Raw genomic sequence first — 14,125 nt, 5'->3', positions numbered from 1 at the left:
GGTGGGGGGAGGGCGCCGGCGATGAGTTCGGCGAGGTGGAGGGGGTGCTGGCCGGGGCCCAGGTGGGTGATCTGGGTGCGGCAGCTGAAGCCGTCGGCGAGGACGACGGTGTCGGGGGCGGCGGTGCGGAGGGCGGGGAGGAGGACGCGTTCGGCGATGGCTCGGGAGACTTCGTAGTGGCCTCGGGTGAAGCCGAAGTCGCCGGCGAGGCCGCAGCAGCCGGGCTCCAGGACGTGGTTGGCGAGGCCGAGGCGGGCTTCGATCCTGCGGTCGGCGTCGGAGCCCAGGACGGCGTGCTGGTGGCAGTGGGTCTGGGTGAGGGCGGTGGCGGGGATCCGGGGGAGTGGGGCGTCGGGGGCGTGGGTGTCGAGGAATTCGGCGAAGGTGTGGAGGTGTTCGGTCAGGGGGTGGGCGGCCGGGCCGAGGAGTTTCGGGGCCTCCTCGCGGAGGGCGGCGGTGCAGCTCGGGTCCAGGCCGACCACGGGGGTGTCGGCCGGGAGTCCGGCTGCGCCGACCGCCCGGAGGCTGCGGCGCAACACCCGGCGTGCGGTGCCGAGTTGGCCGGTGGAGTACCAGGTGAGGCCGCAGCAGACCGGGCCGGCCGGGAGGTGGACGTCGAAGCCCAGGTGTTCCAGGACCTGGACGGCGGAGCGCGGCACCTGCGGCTGGAGGTGGTTGGAGAAGGTGTCCGGCCAGAGGAGGACGGGCCGGGCGCCGGGTGGGGCCGGGTGGGTGGCGCGGTGGCGGGCGTGCCGGCGGGTGAAGGGTTCGGGGGGCAGGACGGGCAGGGTGCGGCGCGGGTCGATTCCGGCGAGGCGTTTGAGCAGGGCGCCGGTGCGGGAGTGGGCCAGGATGTTGGCGGCGCCGGGGGTGAGGGAGGCCGCGCGGAGCCACAGGGGGAGCCAGCCCATGGAGTAGTGGGCGAGCGGGCGGGGGCGGCGCCGGTAGTGCTGGTGGAGGAACTCGGCCTTGTAGGTGGCCATGTCGACGTGGGTCGGGCAGTCGCTCGCACAGCCCTTGCAGCTGAGGCAGAGGTCCAGGGCTTCGCGGACCTCGGGGGAGCGCCAGCCGCCCGTGACCAGGTCGCCGCGCAGCATCTCGGCGAGGAGGCGGGCGCGGCCGCGGGTGGAGTGGCGTTCCTCGCCGGTGGCCAGGTAGCTGGGGCACATCACTCCGCTGCCGGGGGCGACGCACTTGGCGACGCCGACGCAGCGGTGGACGGCCTTGGTGAGGCTGCCCGCGTCCTGCGCGTAGGGCAGGGCCAGGGGGAGCGGGCGGCGGGGGGCGGTGACGAAGCGCAGGTCGGCGTCGAGGGGGCGCGGGTCGACCAGGGCGCCGGGGTTGAGGAGGTTCTCGCCGTCCCAGATGCGCTTGAACTCGCCGAACAGGGCGATGACTTCGGGCGGGTACATGCGAGGCAGCAGTTCGGCGCGGGCCTGGCCGTCGCCGTGCTCGCCGGAGAGTGAACCGCCGTAGGAGACGGCCAGATCGGCAGCCTGTTCGAGGAACTCCCGGAAGACCAGCACCCCTTGGGGCTCGTCCAGGGGGAAGTCGATGCGCAGGTGGACGCAGCCGTCGCCGAAGTGCCCGTACGGGACGCCGTGCAGGCTGTGGCGGCGCAGCAGGGCGCGCAGGGCCCGCAGGTAGTCGCCGAGGCGCTCGGGCGGGACGGCGGAGTCCTCCCAGCCGGGCCAGGCTTCCCCGCCGCCGGGCAGACGGGTGACGATTCCGGCGCCCGCCTCGCGGACGGCCCACAGTTGGCGCTGCTCGACCGGGTCGGTGACCAGGGAGACGGTGGCCCCGCGTTCGCGCCGTACGGCGTCGGCCAGGGTGCGGGCGGCCTGGTAGGCGGCGAGGGGGGAGTCGCCGCCGACCTCGAGGAAGAGCCAGCACTCCCCGGCGGGGAGCCGGTCGAGCGCGGGTGGGCGGGGGCCGGCCGCGAGGAGGGCGGCGATGAGGTCGGCGGCCATGCCCTCGGCGGTGAGCGGGCCGTGCGGGAGGAGGGCGGGGATCGCGTCGGCGGCGGCGCCCTCGTCGGGGTAGCCGGCGACGACCAGGGCGCGGGCGGGCGGCTCCTCGACGAGGCGGACGGTGGCGCCGAGCAGCAGGGCGCAGGTGCCTTCGGTGCCGGTGAGCGCCCGGGCGAGGTCGTGGCCGCGTTCGGGGAGCAGTGCGTCCAGCGGGTAGCCGGAGGTGCGGCGGGGCAGTTGGGGCATGCCCTGGCGGATGGCGGCCAGGTTGCGGTCGGTGAACTCCTGCAGCCGGGTGTGGAGTTGGCCGACCCGGCCGGGCAGGGCGCGCAGTACGGCGCGCTCGGCGGCGGTGAGCGGGCCGCCGACCGTCAGCTCGGTGCCGTCGGCGAGCAGCAGTTCCAGCTGCTGGACGTGGTCGGAGGTGCGGCCCCAGGCGAGGGAGTGGGAGCCGCAGGAGTCGTTGCCGATCATGCCGCCGAGGGTGCAGCGGCTGTGGGTGGACGGGTCCGGACCGAAGCGCAGCCCGTACGGGCGGGCGGCGCGCTGGAGGTCGTCCAGGACGGTGCCGGGCTGGACGCGGGCGGTGCGGGCCTCGGGGTCGACGGCCAGGACGGCGCCCAGGTGGCGGCGGAAGTCCAGGACCACCGCGCCGGGGCCGACGGCCTGCCCGCCGATGCTCGTCCCGGCGCCGCGCGCCACCACCGGCACCCGGTGGGCGCGGCACAGGGCCATCGCGGTGCGCACGTCGTCCAGGTCGGCGGGCTTGACCACGCCGAGCGGCGGGTGGCGGTAGTTGGAGGCGTCCTGGCCGTAGACGGCCCGCTCGGCGGCGCCGAAGCGGACCTCCCCGCGCAGCACGGCGGCCAGCTCGCGGGCCAACGCGGCCCCGGGGACGGCGGACGGACGGCTCATCGGGGACCTCCGGCGTTCGGCGACCTCCGAGCATGCCAGCCGCAGCGGGAGCGGGGTATCGGGCGCGACGGGGGTTCCGCCGAGCGGGGTGATGTGGCAGGGTCGGCGGTCATGATCGACAAGACCCCTGACGAAGACCCGGCCGGCCCCGACGCCTACCTCGCCCGGCTGCCGATCGGGGAGCCGCTGCCGTTCCCGCAGGACGGCGCGCCGTCCTGGGAGATCTTCCCGTACGAGGGGGAGATGACCGTCCGTGAGCTGCGGGCGCCCGAGCTGCCCGAGCCGCCCCGGCAGGGCGAGGACGGCCCGGAGAGCTGCAAGCAGTGCGCCCGGCCGGACTCCGACTTCCTGTGGACGGACGAGCACTGGCGGCTCAGCGGCACCGACGAGCCGACGGGCCTGCCCGCCGCGCTGCTGCTCCAGCCGCGCGCCCACCACGACCTGCTGGATCTGCCGGGCGAGCTCTCCGCCGCGCTCGGCCCGATGCTCCAGCGCGTCGAGCGGGCGGTGACCTCGCTCGGCGGCGTCGGCCGGGTGCACGTGAACCGCTGGGGCGACGGCGCCGCGCACCTGCACCTGTGGCTGATCGCCAGGCCCGCCGGGGTGATGCAGCTGCGCGGCTCCACGCTGCCGCTGTGGATGGACGTGCTGCCGCCGCTGCCCGCCGGGGTGCAGCGGGAGCGGGACCGCCGGATCGCGGCCGCGATGGCGGCGGACGGCGGCACGGCGCACGCCTGACCAGGGGGGTCAGCGGCGGCCGGTGAGGGCCCCTTTGGCGATGTGGGAGAGCTTGGCGACCTCGAAGGCCGGGTAGGCGCCGCCGGCCAGCAGGGCGAACTTGATGCCCTCGCGCCCGCCCGGCTTGCGGTGGCCGGGCGGGAGGAAGCGGCGGTGGTGCTCGGCGGCGCGGTGGAAGAACTGGGGGCGCTCGGCGCGGGTGACGCAGCCGGCGAGGTCGAAGACGAACAGGTAGTGCCGGATCATCCGCACGAACAGGGCGTCGCGCACCGCGTACAGGTGCGGCTGCTCCTCGAGCAGGGCGAAGCTGCGCTCGTACTGGTCGAAGAGGTCGAAGACGCTGCTGCCCGGGCTGCTCGCCGGGTGGACGGTCTCGCGGCGGCGCAGCTGCACGCACTCGCGGGGCAGCACGGCCACCGTCTGCGCGCCGAGCATGGCGGCGTGGACGACGGGGATCTCCTCGTACCGGCCGTCCGGGAAGGTGAGGGCGAGGTCCGCCCAGTGGCCGCGGCGGATCAGCCGGTCCCAGATCAGCGGGGGCGCGCCGAGCAGTTCGGGGTGGTCGAAGGGGGCGAAGGGCTCGGGGCCGACGGCGGCGAGCAGGGCTTCGGCGGCGCCGGGCCAGTCGCGGTCGTTGTGGCGGCGGGTGTGGCCGAACTGCAGCACGTCCACGGGGCCGGTCTCGAGCAGCCGGTCGGCGAGGGCGGCGAGGCCCTCGCGGGGGAGCAGGTGGTCGGCGTCGAGGAAGAGCAGGTACTCGCCGCGCGCCCGGGCCGCGCCCGCGTCGCGGCAGACCCCGACGCCGACGGCCGCGTTCAGCCGGAGCACGGAGACCCGGGGGTGGCGGGCGGCGTACGCCTCGGCGAGGTCGGCGCCGGACTCGGGGGAGCGGTCGGCGACGACGATCACCTCGACGTCGTCGAGGGTCTGCGCGAGCAGGGAGTCCAGGCACTCGGCGAGCTGTTTGTGCTGGTCATAAGCCGGGACGACGACGCTGATGAGGGGTGAGGGCATGACGCCGGAGCGTAAGAGGGCGCGCGAACCGTGGCAAAGCCCTGACGGGGCGTAATTGCGGTGATAGACGGCAAATCGTACGACTGTGCGCCATATCTTCACGCGGCCTTCCGGGCGTGTCCACGGCAGGTGTGGAACCGGTGGGGGCCGCGAAGGACGGCACTACGCCAGTAGTGGCACTACTGATGTAGTGCCACTACTGGCGTAGTCGCGTCGCGGCCCCCGGGGGAGGAGGGGCGCGGGGAGCCGGCGTTTAGTACCAGTGGTGGTTCTGCCAGAACGACCAGGCGGCGCAGGGGCTGCCGTAGCGGGAGTTCATGTAGTCCAGGCCCCACTTGATCTGGGTGGCCGGGTTGGTGCGCCAGTCGGCGCCGGCCGAGGCCATCTTGGAGCCGGGCAGGGCCTGCACCAGGCCGTACGCGCCGGAGGAGGCGTTGACGGCGAGGGGGTTCCACGTGCTCTCGTGGAAGACGATGTTGCTGAAGCACTGCAGCTGGCCGGCCGGGACGATCTGGGCGGCGATCTGCTGCGGGGTGCCGGAGTAGGCGTTGCCGAGGTTCTGGCGCTGCTGGGAGCGGGAGGCGGCGGCGTCGGCGTCCGCCTTGGCCTTGGCGTCAGCCTGGGCCTTCGCCTCGGCCTCGGCCTGCGCCTGGGCGGCGGCCTGCGCCTGGGCATGAGCGGCTTGGGCGGCCTGGGCGTCCTGCGCGGCCTGCTGGGAGGCGGCGGCGTCGGCCGTGGCCTGGGCGGCGGCCGGCTGCCCGTCCACCGACACGGCGGCCACGGGGGCCTCGGCGACGACGGTGGTGGAGTTGCCGACGCCCGGGAGGGCGAGGGCGGCGGTGGCGGCACTGGCGACCACGAGCGTGGTGACGCCGGTGATCAGGGAGTTGCGGCGGGCATGGCTGAGCGGCATGGGGCTGGACAATCCTTTTCCGTCGGGGGCCGTCGGGTCCGCGCCTACGGCAACGGGGCGCGGGGCATCGCACGGGCTCCGGGTGAGCGGGGCCTGCGCGGCCGTACGGGACGGCCGTGGCGCCCCGGCGGAGTGCGGCGGGGCGGGCGGGCTGCGCGGCGCCGGTCGGGCGGGCCGCGCTGCCTGGCGACCCGACATTCTTGGCAGGGCGGCGGACGGGTCGCAAAGGCGCTCGCTACTACGGCGGGTAGTGGCCGCACGGCGGTCGCACAAGGGATCTTCGCCAGCTTTGCGGTGAATTGTCCGAATTGGGAATGTGAGGGTCCAGCGCTCGCATCGCCGAGGGGAGGGGGTGCCGGGACGGCCGGTGGCCTGGCTTGTTCAGGCCGGGCGGGGTGCGGCGGGCCGGGCGCGCGGGGCCGTCGGGGCGGCCGGGAGGGGGCGTCGGCCGGCGCGGCAACTATCGAGGATCGTGGACGCCGTACGGGCTGTGCGCGGCCTCACACGTTTGCGGGCCGGAGTTCGGCGGAGCGTGACGACGCGGTTGCGGATGACGCGGGCGGAGGAGGTGCGGGAACGGCACCGGGCCCGGGAGCCTCCGCAACGGCTCCCGGGCCCGGCGTTTCCGAGCGGCGCGGACGGGTCAGGAATCCGCCGCCACCGCGACCCGCCGCCGGCGGCCCACCACGGCCGAGGCCGCGAGCACGATCGCCGCGGCGACCAGCGACAGGTACATCTGCTTGCGGCCGTCCGCGTCCGTGAACATGTACGCCACCACGAACCCGATCATGCCGATGGCCGTCCAGGTCAGGTACGGGTACAGCCACATCCGTACGGTCAGTCGCTCCGGAGTCTCCCGCTCGATGATCCGGCGCATCCGCAACTGGGAGAAGCAGATCACCAGCCAGACGAAGAGCGCAACGGCGCCCGAGGAGTTGAGCAGGAAGGCGAACACCGTTTCCGGGTACACGTAGTTGAAGAAGACGGCGACGAAACCGAACACCACCGAGGCCAGGATCGCGACCCGGGGGACGCCGCGGTCCGTGACCTTGGCGAACGCCTTCGGGGCGTCGCCGCGACGGCCGAGCGAGAAGGCCATCCGGGAGGCGGTGTACATCCCGGAGTTGAGGCAGGAGAGCACGGCCGTGAGCACGATCACGTCCATCACCTGGCCGGCGTGGGGGATGCCCACGTGGTCCAGCACGGCCACGTACGGGCTGGCCTTCACCTCGGCGGAGTCCCAGGGGAGGAGGGTGACGACGAGGAGGATCGAGCCCAGGTAGAAGAGGCCGATGCGCCAGATCACGCTGTTGGTGGCCTTGCTCACGGCGCGCTCCGGGTCCTCGGACTCGCCGGCGGCCAGGGTGACGATCTCGCTGCCCATGAAGGCGAAGACGACGGTGAGCATGCCGGTGAACACCGCGCCGATGCCGTTCGGCAGGAAGCCGCCGTGGCCGGTGAGGTTGGTCAGGCCGACCGGGTCGGTGTCCGGCAGCAGGCCGAAGGCGGCCAGTCCGCCGATCACCAGGAAGGCGGCGATCGCGACGACCTTGATCCCGGCGAACCAGAACTCGAACTCGCCGTAGGAGGCGACGGAGAAGAGGTTGGTCGCGGTCAGCACGGCCATGACGATCAGCGCCCAGCCCCACTGGGGGACGCCGGGCACCCAGGAGTGGAGGATCTTGGCTCCGGCGGTCGCCTCCACGGCGAGGACGACGACCCAGAAGAACCAGTACAGCCAGCCGATGGTGAAGCCCGCCCAGCGGCCCAGCGCGCGGTCCGCGTACGCCGAGAAGGAGCCGCTCTGGGGGTCGGCCGCCGCCATCTCGCCGAGCATCCGCATCACCAGGACGACCAGGACGCCGGCCAGGGTGTAGGAGAGCAGGATGCCGGGGCCGGTGGAGGCGATGCCCGCGCCGGAGCCGACGAACAGGCCCGCGCCGATCACGCCGCCGATGGCGATCATCGACAGGTGGCGGTTCTTGAGCCCGGCCTTGAGGTGGCCGTCGCCACCGTGGGGGGAGGGGGCCGTGGTGGTCGGCGGCGACTTGGTGGTGTCCGCACTCATCGTTGGGTTGCCCTGTGCCTTTCCCGCGCGGCCTGACCCTCGGCTCGTCGCGCCGGAGGGTGGGGGACGAACCGCGCATTGCGGTGCAACCTAACTTCTACGCCCGGGTATCGGAACACGGCCGGGCGAATTGTTCGCTCAACGGACGGAAACCGCAGGTCAGAGGGGGTGAAGGCGGCGGCGGAAAGCTCAGATCTGACTCGGTGTCAGGTCAGCGTCAAGGTCGGGGTTGGGCCGGGGCCAAGCCGGGATCGGGTCAGGGGCCGGGTCAGGGGCCGGGCCGAGGGTCAGGAGGTGCGGCCGACGAGGGCGTCGCAGAGGGTGGTGAGGGCCTGGCGGGCGGGGACGGGCGGGAGCGGGGTAAGGCAGGCGTGGGCGCGCCGGAGGTGGTCGGCGAGGACGGCGCGGGTCTGGTCCAGGGCGGGGGAGGTGCGCAGCAGGGCGAGGGCGCGGGCGCGGGCGGGTTCCTCGGAGAGGTCGGCGTACTCGAGGAGGTCGCGCAGTTCGGTGGCGGCCGCGCTGGTGGCGGCCGTGCTGGTGTCGGCGAGCGCGAGGATGACGGGCAGGGTGGGGACGCCCATCGCGAGGTCGGTGCCCGGCTGCTTGCCGGACTGGGTGCGCTCGGAGGTGATGTCCAGCAGGTCGTCGGATATCTGGAAAGCCGAGCCGAGGTGCTCGCCGAAGGCGGCGAGGGCGCGCTCGGCCTCCGGCGGCGCGCCCGCCTGGAGGGCGCCGAGGCGGATCGAGGCGGAGATCAGCGAGCCGGACTTGTCGGCGATCACGGAGAAGTGGTGCTCGGGCTGACCCTCGGGGCCGGGCGGGCTGGACAGTTCCCGCAGCTGGCCGCGGACGAGTCGGTCGGCGGTGTCCGCGTAGAGCCGGACGGCGCCCTCGCCGAGCTCGGCGGCGAGCCGGGCGATGCGGGCGAGCAGGAGGTCGCCGGTGAGGACGGCGAGGGTGTTGCCCCACTGGGCGTTGACGCTGGGGACGCCGTGGCGGGTGGGGGCGGAGTCCATGACGTCGTCGTGGTGCAGGGAGGCGACGTGGACCAGTTCGGTGATGACGGCGGCGTCCACCACGCCGCTCGCCGAGGGGTCGCCGAACTCGGCGCCGAGCAGGGCGAGGAGGGGGCGCAGCCGCTTGCCGCCGGCGGAGATGAGGTGGCCGGTGGCCTCGGCGGCCGGGTGGGTGCCGTCGCCGTGGGTGACGTCCAGCAGGCGCTGCTCGACCTGGTCGAGGCGGCGTCGCAGCCGGGCGACGAGGTCGGGGTCGGTGATGGGGAGGGCGTCGAGCAGGCGGTTGGGTGCCTGCGTCGGCGGGACGTCGTGCGTCGTGAGGCTGTTCATGGGCCCTCCCCGTCGGTGCGTGGTGCGTGGTGCGCGCCGTAGGTGGCGCGCGGTGCGTCGTGCGTGCGTCCTGCGCGGTGCGCGTGGTGCGTGTGCGTCCCCGGGTTCCGACCTTACGTAAGCGGGGGGTCGCGCACCGGCATGTCTGTTCGATTGGCGGCAAAGTGCCGGTGTACATGAGGGGGTGTCAGCTTCATGCACGCTTGGTGACCGATCGGCGACGGGGCCCGGGGCCGCTGCTTCACTGGGTGCCAGTTCGAATCGCCGGCTTCCGTGCCGCGTTCCGTCGCCGCCCGCTGCGGTGACGTCGACCGCCCGGGAGTTGCGCTTCACCGCAGCCGCGTGAGGGTTCATCGACGCGGACTCCGGCGATCCCCCGCGACCAGACGAGGATTTCGTCGATGGCGACCACCACCTTTCCTGTCCGTGTTTACCGAGAGTTCGATCACAGTGAGTTGGCCGAGGCGTATTCGCCGAGCTCCTGCATCGAGGACCTGGCCGTCGAATTGGAGGCATATGCCGCGCGCAGTGCCGCCGCGCGCGACCGGCTGACCGTGCGCCGGGATCTGCGGTACGGCCCGGCGGACTGCGAACGGCTCGACTTCTTCCCGGCGTCGGAGCCGGACGCCCCCCTGCAGGTCTTCGTCCACGGCGGCTACTGGCAGGAACTCGGCAAGGAGGACGCCTCGTTCGCCGCCCCCGACTTCGTGGGCAGGGGCGCGGCCTTCGCCGCCGTCGGGTACGGGCTGGCGCCCGCGCACTCGCTGGACGAGATCGTGGCGATGGTGCGCCGGGCGGTGCGCTGGCTGTTCGTCAACGCGGCTTCCCTGGGTGTGAATCCGCAGCGCATCCACCTCAGCGGCAGTTCCGCCGGGGCGCACCTGGCGATCATGGCGCTGCTGGACCCGGACGGCGGGACGGCCGGCCGGATCGCGGGAGCGGCCCTGCTCAGCGGGGTCTACGACCTGGAGCCGATCCGGCTGACGTACGTCAACGACGCGCTGGGCCTGGACCCGGCCGGCTCGTACCGCAACAGTCCGCTGCACCACCTCAGGCCAGGTCTTCCGCCGCTGGTGATCGCCCGGGGCGGCAACGAGACCAGGGAGTTCGGGCGCCAGCACGAGGACTTCGCCGGGGTGGCCCGCCGGCTGGGCGCGCCGGTGGTCAGCATCGTGGAGCCGCGGCGCCACCACTTCGACCTGCCGTACGACCTCGGCCGGCCCGAATCGCGGCTGGGTGCGGCCGTGTTGGCGCAGATGGGGCTGCCTGCGCGGCCGCTGCCGCGGTGGCGGTCGGCGCTCACCCCGGCCGGCTCCTGAAGGCCGCCGCTCCCGAGGGCGCGGCTCCGGGAATCGGCCACGCCCTGGCCGATTCGGTGTTGCCGGGCCGCCGTATTCCGGTCGGAAGGAAACCTTCCGCACAACTGACGTGTTGTCACATCGGTTATTCGTAACTCCGATTCGTTGATCGCTCACCTATCTGCCGATGCGTTGACGGAGCATCGGCAGTCGAGTTAGCGTTCGGCTCGAAATAGGGATGATCGCCCTGTTTCGCTCCCGCTGTTTTCGGCCTGGCCACGGGGTCGCCTCCCTTGCTGGGACCGGGTGTGGGGGGAGGCCGGTACTCTTCTGGACCAGTTTGATCGACTTGACCGGATCGGGACCGGGATCTCCCCGATCCGTCGCACATGACGGGGGAAGTCATGAGAACAGTGTGTATGGAGTCCGCCTTGCCGCGCGACGGCCTTCTGAAGGGCCTGCGACCCGCGTGGAGGCCGGACCGTTGACGAATTCGAGACTGCCACGGGACGAGCAGCCGGCGTCGGCCGGTGCGGCGGTGGGAGGAGACGAGGTCGTCCAGGCGTTACTGGAGGTCCGCACCCTCATCGAGGCGACCGTGGCCAGGCACCGGGACCGACGGGCCGGCCAGTCGCCCGTCGCCATGGTGGCCGCGGACGACGGCAACGTCCTCGGGACCATCGAGGAGATGATCGCGGGGGCCAGGCGGACGGTCGACGTGGTCTTCGCGACGGACGTGGTGCACGCCAAGGCCATCCACCTCGCCCTGCACGGACTGCTGTCCACCAAGGGTGACGCGGTGAAGGTCAGGCTGCTGTGCCCGCCCGCGATGTTCGACCGGGAGTTCCTGCGCGTGCACGCGGCCCGCGGCCGGCCGCTGGAGGTGCGGCTGGCCAGGATGCCGATGCTGGAGGCCGTCCTGGTGGACGAGAGCGCGGCGCTGGTCTGCGTGGAGTCGGGCGCCGCGGCGGTGCGCGAGGCGTCCGTGATCCGGGCGCCCTCGGTGCTGCGCACGCTCTACACCCTGCTCGGCGGGGTGTGGCGGCACGCCGTACCGGCCAGCGAGCACGTCGACTTCGGCGACCGGGCGCGGACGGAGTTCGCGGTGCGCATCCTGGGCTGGCTGAACGCCGGGGTCACCGACGAGGTGGCCGCGCGCGAACTGTCGGTGTCGGTGCGCACCTACCGTCGGTACGTCGCCGAGATCATGGAGCTGCTGAGGGCCAACTCCCGTTTCCAGGCGGGCGCGAGGGCCTTCGAGCTGGGCCTTCTGCCCGGCAACTCGCAGCCCGGCCAGCCGGCGCAGCCCCCCGCGGGGGCGGCCCGGCCCACGGACACGCCCTGGGTGGGCGTGCCCCGACAGCCGGAGGGCCCGGGCTCGGCCGCCCAGGACCACGCCGTCCCGGCACGCAGGGCCTGACCGGCCCGGCACGATTCACCGCCTGTACGGCGCGACCCCCGGTGCCCCTGCGCCGGGGGTCGCGCCGCGTTCCGCCCCTGCGGGCCTTCCCCGGCGGGCTCTCCCCGGAGGACACCTCCCGGAGGGCCCGCCGTCGGGAAATGCCCCCGGCGGAGCGGAATTTCCTCCGGACCTCCCCTGTCAGCTTCCTGTAGCGACTGTTGCGGCCCCCGGTCGGCGGCCGTTAGACATGTTCCGGGAATTCCGCCCGACGAAGCGCCCCCGGTGATTCCGGGAGCGACGGGCGGGGAATTCCCGGTCGGTGTCGTCCGGCGCCCGGTGGCCCCACCCCTCGGGAGCTGCCGGAATGCCAGCGCCCAGGGCGGGGACTTCCCCCGGCCCCCGCCGTAAGGACGCGGGCGCTCCGACGAAACCGATGGCGGAGGCCCGGATCCCCGTCACCCCCGAACGGGGTCCGGCCCTCCGCCCGGAACACGCGCCGGCCCGGTCCGGTCCGGCATCGGCACAGGGCGTGGAGGGTGAATCCGTGAGTCCGGTAGCGATCGGTCTGGTGTTCCCGGGTCAGGGGACGCAGCGACAGGAGATGGGCGCGCCGTGGCGCGACACCGAAGCCTGGTCACTGGTGGAGGAGATCTCGCTGCACGCGGGCGAGGACGTCGAGGAGCTGCTGCTGCGCACCGACGCGGACACGCTGCGGCGCACCGACCTGGCGCAGCTGGCGGTCTTCGCCGTCGCGATGATGGCCCACCGGGAGGCGCGGCGCGCGGGCCTGCCGGCCGAGGTGGCCGGCTGCGCCGGGCACAGCCTCGGCGAGTACGCGGCCCTGGTGGCCGCCGGGGCGCTGAGCCTGGCGGACGGCGCCGCGCTGGTCGCCGAACGCGGACGGGCGATGCGCGAGGCGGCCGAGGGCTCCGACGGCACGATGGGCGTCCTGGTGGGCGCCCCGCTGGAGAAGGTCGCGGAGCTGGTGGACGGCCTGCGCGCGGGCGGTGCGGAGCTGTGGGTGGCCAACCTCAACGCGCCCGGCCAGGTGGTGGTCTCCGGATCGCGCGAGGGCGTGGAGAAGGCGGCCGTGGACGCGCCGGGCGTCGGCGCCAAGATGATCACCCTGCCGGTCGGCGGGGCCTTCCACAGCCCGCTGATGGCGCCCGCCGCCGAGCGGCTCGGCGTCGCGCTGGCGAGGGTGCGGTTCGCGCCCCGGCACACCCCGGTCGTCGCCAACGCGGACGCCCGGCCGCACGACGGGGACTGCGACTGGCCGGCGCTGGCCGTGCGCCAGCTCACCTCGCCGGTGCGCTGGGAGGAGAGCGTGCGCACACTGACGGAGGAGCTGGGCTGCCGACGGCTCGTCGAACTCGGCCCGGGCCGCACGCTGGCCGGGATGGTCCGCCGGATCTCGCCCGCGACGCGGATGCTCGCGGTGGACGGTCCGAAGGCGCTGGAAACCCTGGCCGAGGAGCTTGCCGAAGCCTTGGCCGAGCCCCCTGCAGAACCCCTTGCCGAAGCCCTGGCCGAACCCCTCGCCGAACTCCCTGCCGGCCCCCGTGCCGGGCAGGAGGTGTCGGCATGATCGCCGCCGGTGTCGACAGCGCCTGGTTCCGGCGCTACCCGGCCCCCGCGGGCCGGACCGAACGGCGGCTGGTCTGCCTGCCCCACGCGGGCGGCGCGGCGGGCCTGTTCCACCTGTGGGGCGGTCAACTGGGGCCCGGCGTCGAGGTGCTGGCCGCGCGCTACCCCGGCCGCCAGGAGCGGATCGCCGAGCCCTGCCTCGACAGCATGCCCCGCCTCGCGGACGCCGTGACCGCCGCCCTGCTGCCCCACCTCGACCGGCCGCTCGCCCTGTTCGGGCACAGCATGGGCGCCTCCCTCGCCTACGAGGTCGCCCTGCGGCTGGAGCACCTGCACGGCGTGCGCCCGCACGCCCTGTTCGTCTCCGCCCGCCGCGCGCCGCACCGGGTGCGGCCCAAGGAGGCGTACCTGGGCGGGGACCGGGCGATCGTCGAGGAGGTCCGCCGGCTCGGCGGCACCGACGTGGGGTTGCTGGACGACCCGGACCTGTACGAGCTGGTGATGCCCGCGATCCGGGCGGACTTCCGGATCGTCGGCACCTACCGACCTCAGCCCGGCCACCCGGTGCACTGCCCGGTGGTCGGCTACGTGGGCGACGGCGATCCGGAGGTGAGCGCCGCCGACCTGCGGGAGTGGGCCGAGGTCACCACCGGCGGCTTCGACCTCGCCGTGCTGCCCGGCGACCACTTCTACCTGAACCGGCAGCGGGACGCGCTGGTGCGCGACCTGGCCGCCAGACTGGGCTGAGCCGATGAACGCCGTGACGATGACCCCGCCGACGACCGGCACGACCACCGGCACGACGACCGGCACGACGGCCGGGACGAGGACCGCGCTGCCGACCGCGCCGCCGACCCCGCCGACGACCGTGACC

10 protein-coding genes are annotated in these 14,125 nt (G+C 74.0%); 5 read left to right on the top strand and 5 right to left on the bottom strand.

Features of this window, described 5'->3' with window-relative positions; translation table 11 throughout:
• On the bottom strand, nt 1–2,885 hold a 2,885-nt coding region (locus IH61_RS0132375; protein WP_037973654.1), incomplete at its 3' end, for an FAD-binding and (Fe-S)-binding domain-containing protein.
• A 111-nt stretch (nt 2,886–2,996) separates the two neighbouring features.
• Here IH61_RS0132375 and IH61_RS0132370 point away from each other — a divergent pair.
• Nucleotides 2,997–3,623, top strand: a complete 627-nt coding sequence (locus IH61_RS0132370) for a hypothetical protein (protein ID WP_051838458.1) — start codon at nt 2,997–2,999, stop codon at nt 3,621–3,623.
• A gap of 9 nt (nt 3,624–3,632) precedes the next feature.
• Here IH61_RS0132370 and IH61_RS0132365 read toward each other — a convergent pair whose 3' ends face one another.
• The 4 genes from IH61_RS0132365 to IH61_RS0132350 all read right to left on the bottom strand — a co-directional run bounded on the left by IH61_RS0132365 (nt 3,633) and on the right by IH61_RS0132350 (nt 8,964).
• Nucleotides 3,633–4,637: a glycosyltransferase family 2 protein gene (locus IH61_RS0132365; RefSeq protein WP_051838457.1), complete on the bottom strand. Its 1,005-nt coding sequence runs from the start codon at nt 4,635–4,637 to the stop codon at nt 3,633–3,635.
• A gap of 253 nt (nt 4,638–4,890) precedes the next feature.
• Nucleotides 4,891–5,550 (bottom strand): transglycosylase SLT domain-containing protein, encoded by a 660-nt coding sequence (locus tag IH61_RS0132360; RefSeq protein ID WP_031076439.1) that lies wholly within the window; start codon nt 5,548–5,550, stop codon nt 4,891–4,893.
• A gap of 643 nt (nt 5,551–6,193) precedes the next feature.
• Complete coding sequence (locus IH61_RS0132355; protein WP_031076438.1) at nt 6,194–7,618, bottom strand: amino acid permease; 1,425 nt, start codon at nt 7,616–7,618, stop codon at nt 6,194–6,196.
• Between the two features lie 287 nt (nt 7,619–7,905).
• Nucleotides 7,906–8,964 carry a polyprenyl synthetase family protein gene (locus IH61_RS0132350; protein ID WP_051838456.1) on the bottom strand — a complete coding sequence of 353 codons (1,059 nt, stop codon included), beginning with the start codon at nt 8,962–8,964 and terminating at the stop codon, nt 7,906–7,908.
• A 455-nt stretch (nt 8,965–9,419) separates the two neighbouring features.
• On the opposite strand from IH61_RS0132350, the gene IH61_RS0132345 reads away from it, so the two are divergent.
• The 4 genes from IH61_RS0132345 (at nt 9,420) to IH61_RS0132330 (ending at nt 13,998) form a co-directional block, all read left to right on the top strand.
• Nucleotides 9,420–10,283: an alpha/beta hydrolase gene (locus IH61_RS0132345; protein ID WP_234327421.1), complete on the top strand. Its 864-nt coding sequence runs from the start codon at nt 9,420–9,422 to the stop codon at nt 10,281–10,283.
• 463 nt (nt 10,284–10,746) lie between these two features.
• Complete coding sequence (locus IH61_RS0132340; RefSeq protein ID WP_199823421.1) at nt 10,747–11,682, top strand: LuxR family transcriptional regulator; 936 nt, start codon at nt 10,747–10,749, stop codon at nt 11,680–11,682.
• A gap of 526 nt (nt 11,683–12,208) precedes the next feature.
• Complete coding sequence (locus IH61_RS0132335; protein ID WP_078911568.1) at nt 12,209–13,252, top strand: ACP S-malonyltransferase; 1,044 nt, start codon at nt 12,209–12,211, stop codon at nt 13,250–13,252.
• Nucleotides 13,249–13,998: a thioesterase II family protein gene (locus IH61_RS0132330; RefSeq protein WP_031076430.1), complete on the top strand. Its 750-nt coding sequence runs from the start codon at nt 13,249–13,251 to the stop codon at nt 13,996–13,998. Before IH61_RS0132335 ends, IH61_RS0132330 begins: the two co-directional genes overlap by 4 nt.
• Nucleotides 13,999–14,125: the final 127 nt, after the last annotated feature.

The sequence above is a fragment of the Streptomyces sp. NRRL WC-3742 genome (genome assembly GCF_000720635.1).
GTDB lineage: Bacteria > Actinomycetota > Actinomycetes > Streptomycetales > Streptomycetaceae > Kitasatospora.
Note: the sequence above shows the minus strand (reverse complement) of the source record. Positions and strands in the feature narration are given on the sequence as shown.

What these genes read in the sequence shown, in the direction of transcription:
- IH61_RS0132370 (WP_051838458.1), top strand. Translation starts at nt 2,997, where the DNA reads ATGATCGACAAGACCCCTGACGAAGACCCGGCCGGCCCCGACGCCTAC.
- IH61_RS0132360 (WP_031076439.1), bottom strand. Translation starts at nt 5,550, where the DNA reads ATGCCGCTCAGCCATGCCCGCCGCAACTCCCTGATCACCGGCGTCACC.
- IH61_RS0132365 (WP_051838457.1), bottom strand. Translation starts at nt 4,637, where the DNA reads ATGCCCTCACCCCTCATCAGCGTCGTCGTCCCGGCTTATGACCAGCAC.
- IH61_RS0132355 (WP_031076438.1), bottom strand. Translation starts at nt 7,618, where the DNA reads ATGAGTGCGGACACCACCAAGTCGCCGCCGACCACCACGGCCCCCTCC.
- IH61_RS0132350 (WP_051838456.1), bottom strand. Translation starts at nt 8,964, where the DNA reads ATGAACAGCCTCACGACGCACGACGTCCCGCCGACGCAGGCACCCAAC.
- IH61_RS0132330 (WP_031076430.1), top strand. Translation starts at nt 13,249, where the DNA reads ATGATCGCCGCCGGTGTCGACAGCGCCTGGTTCCGGCGCTACCCGGCC.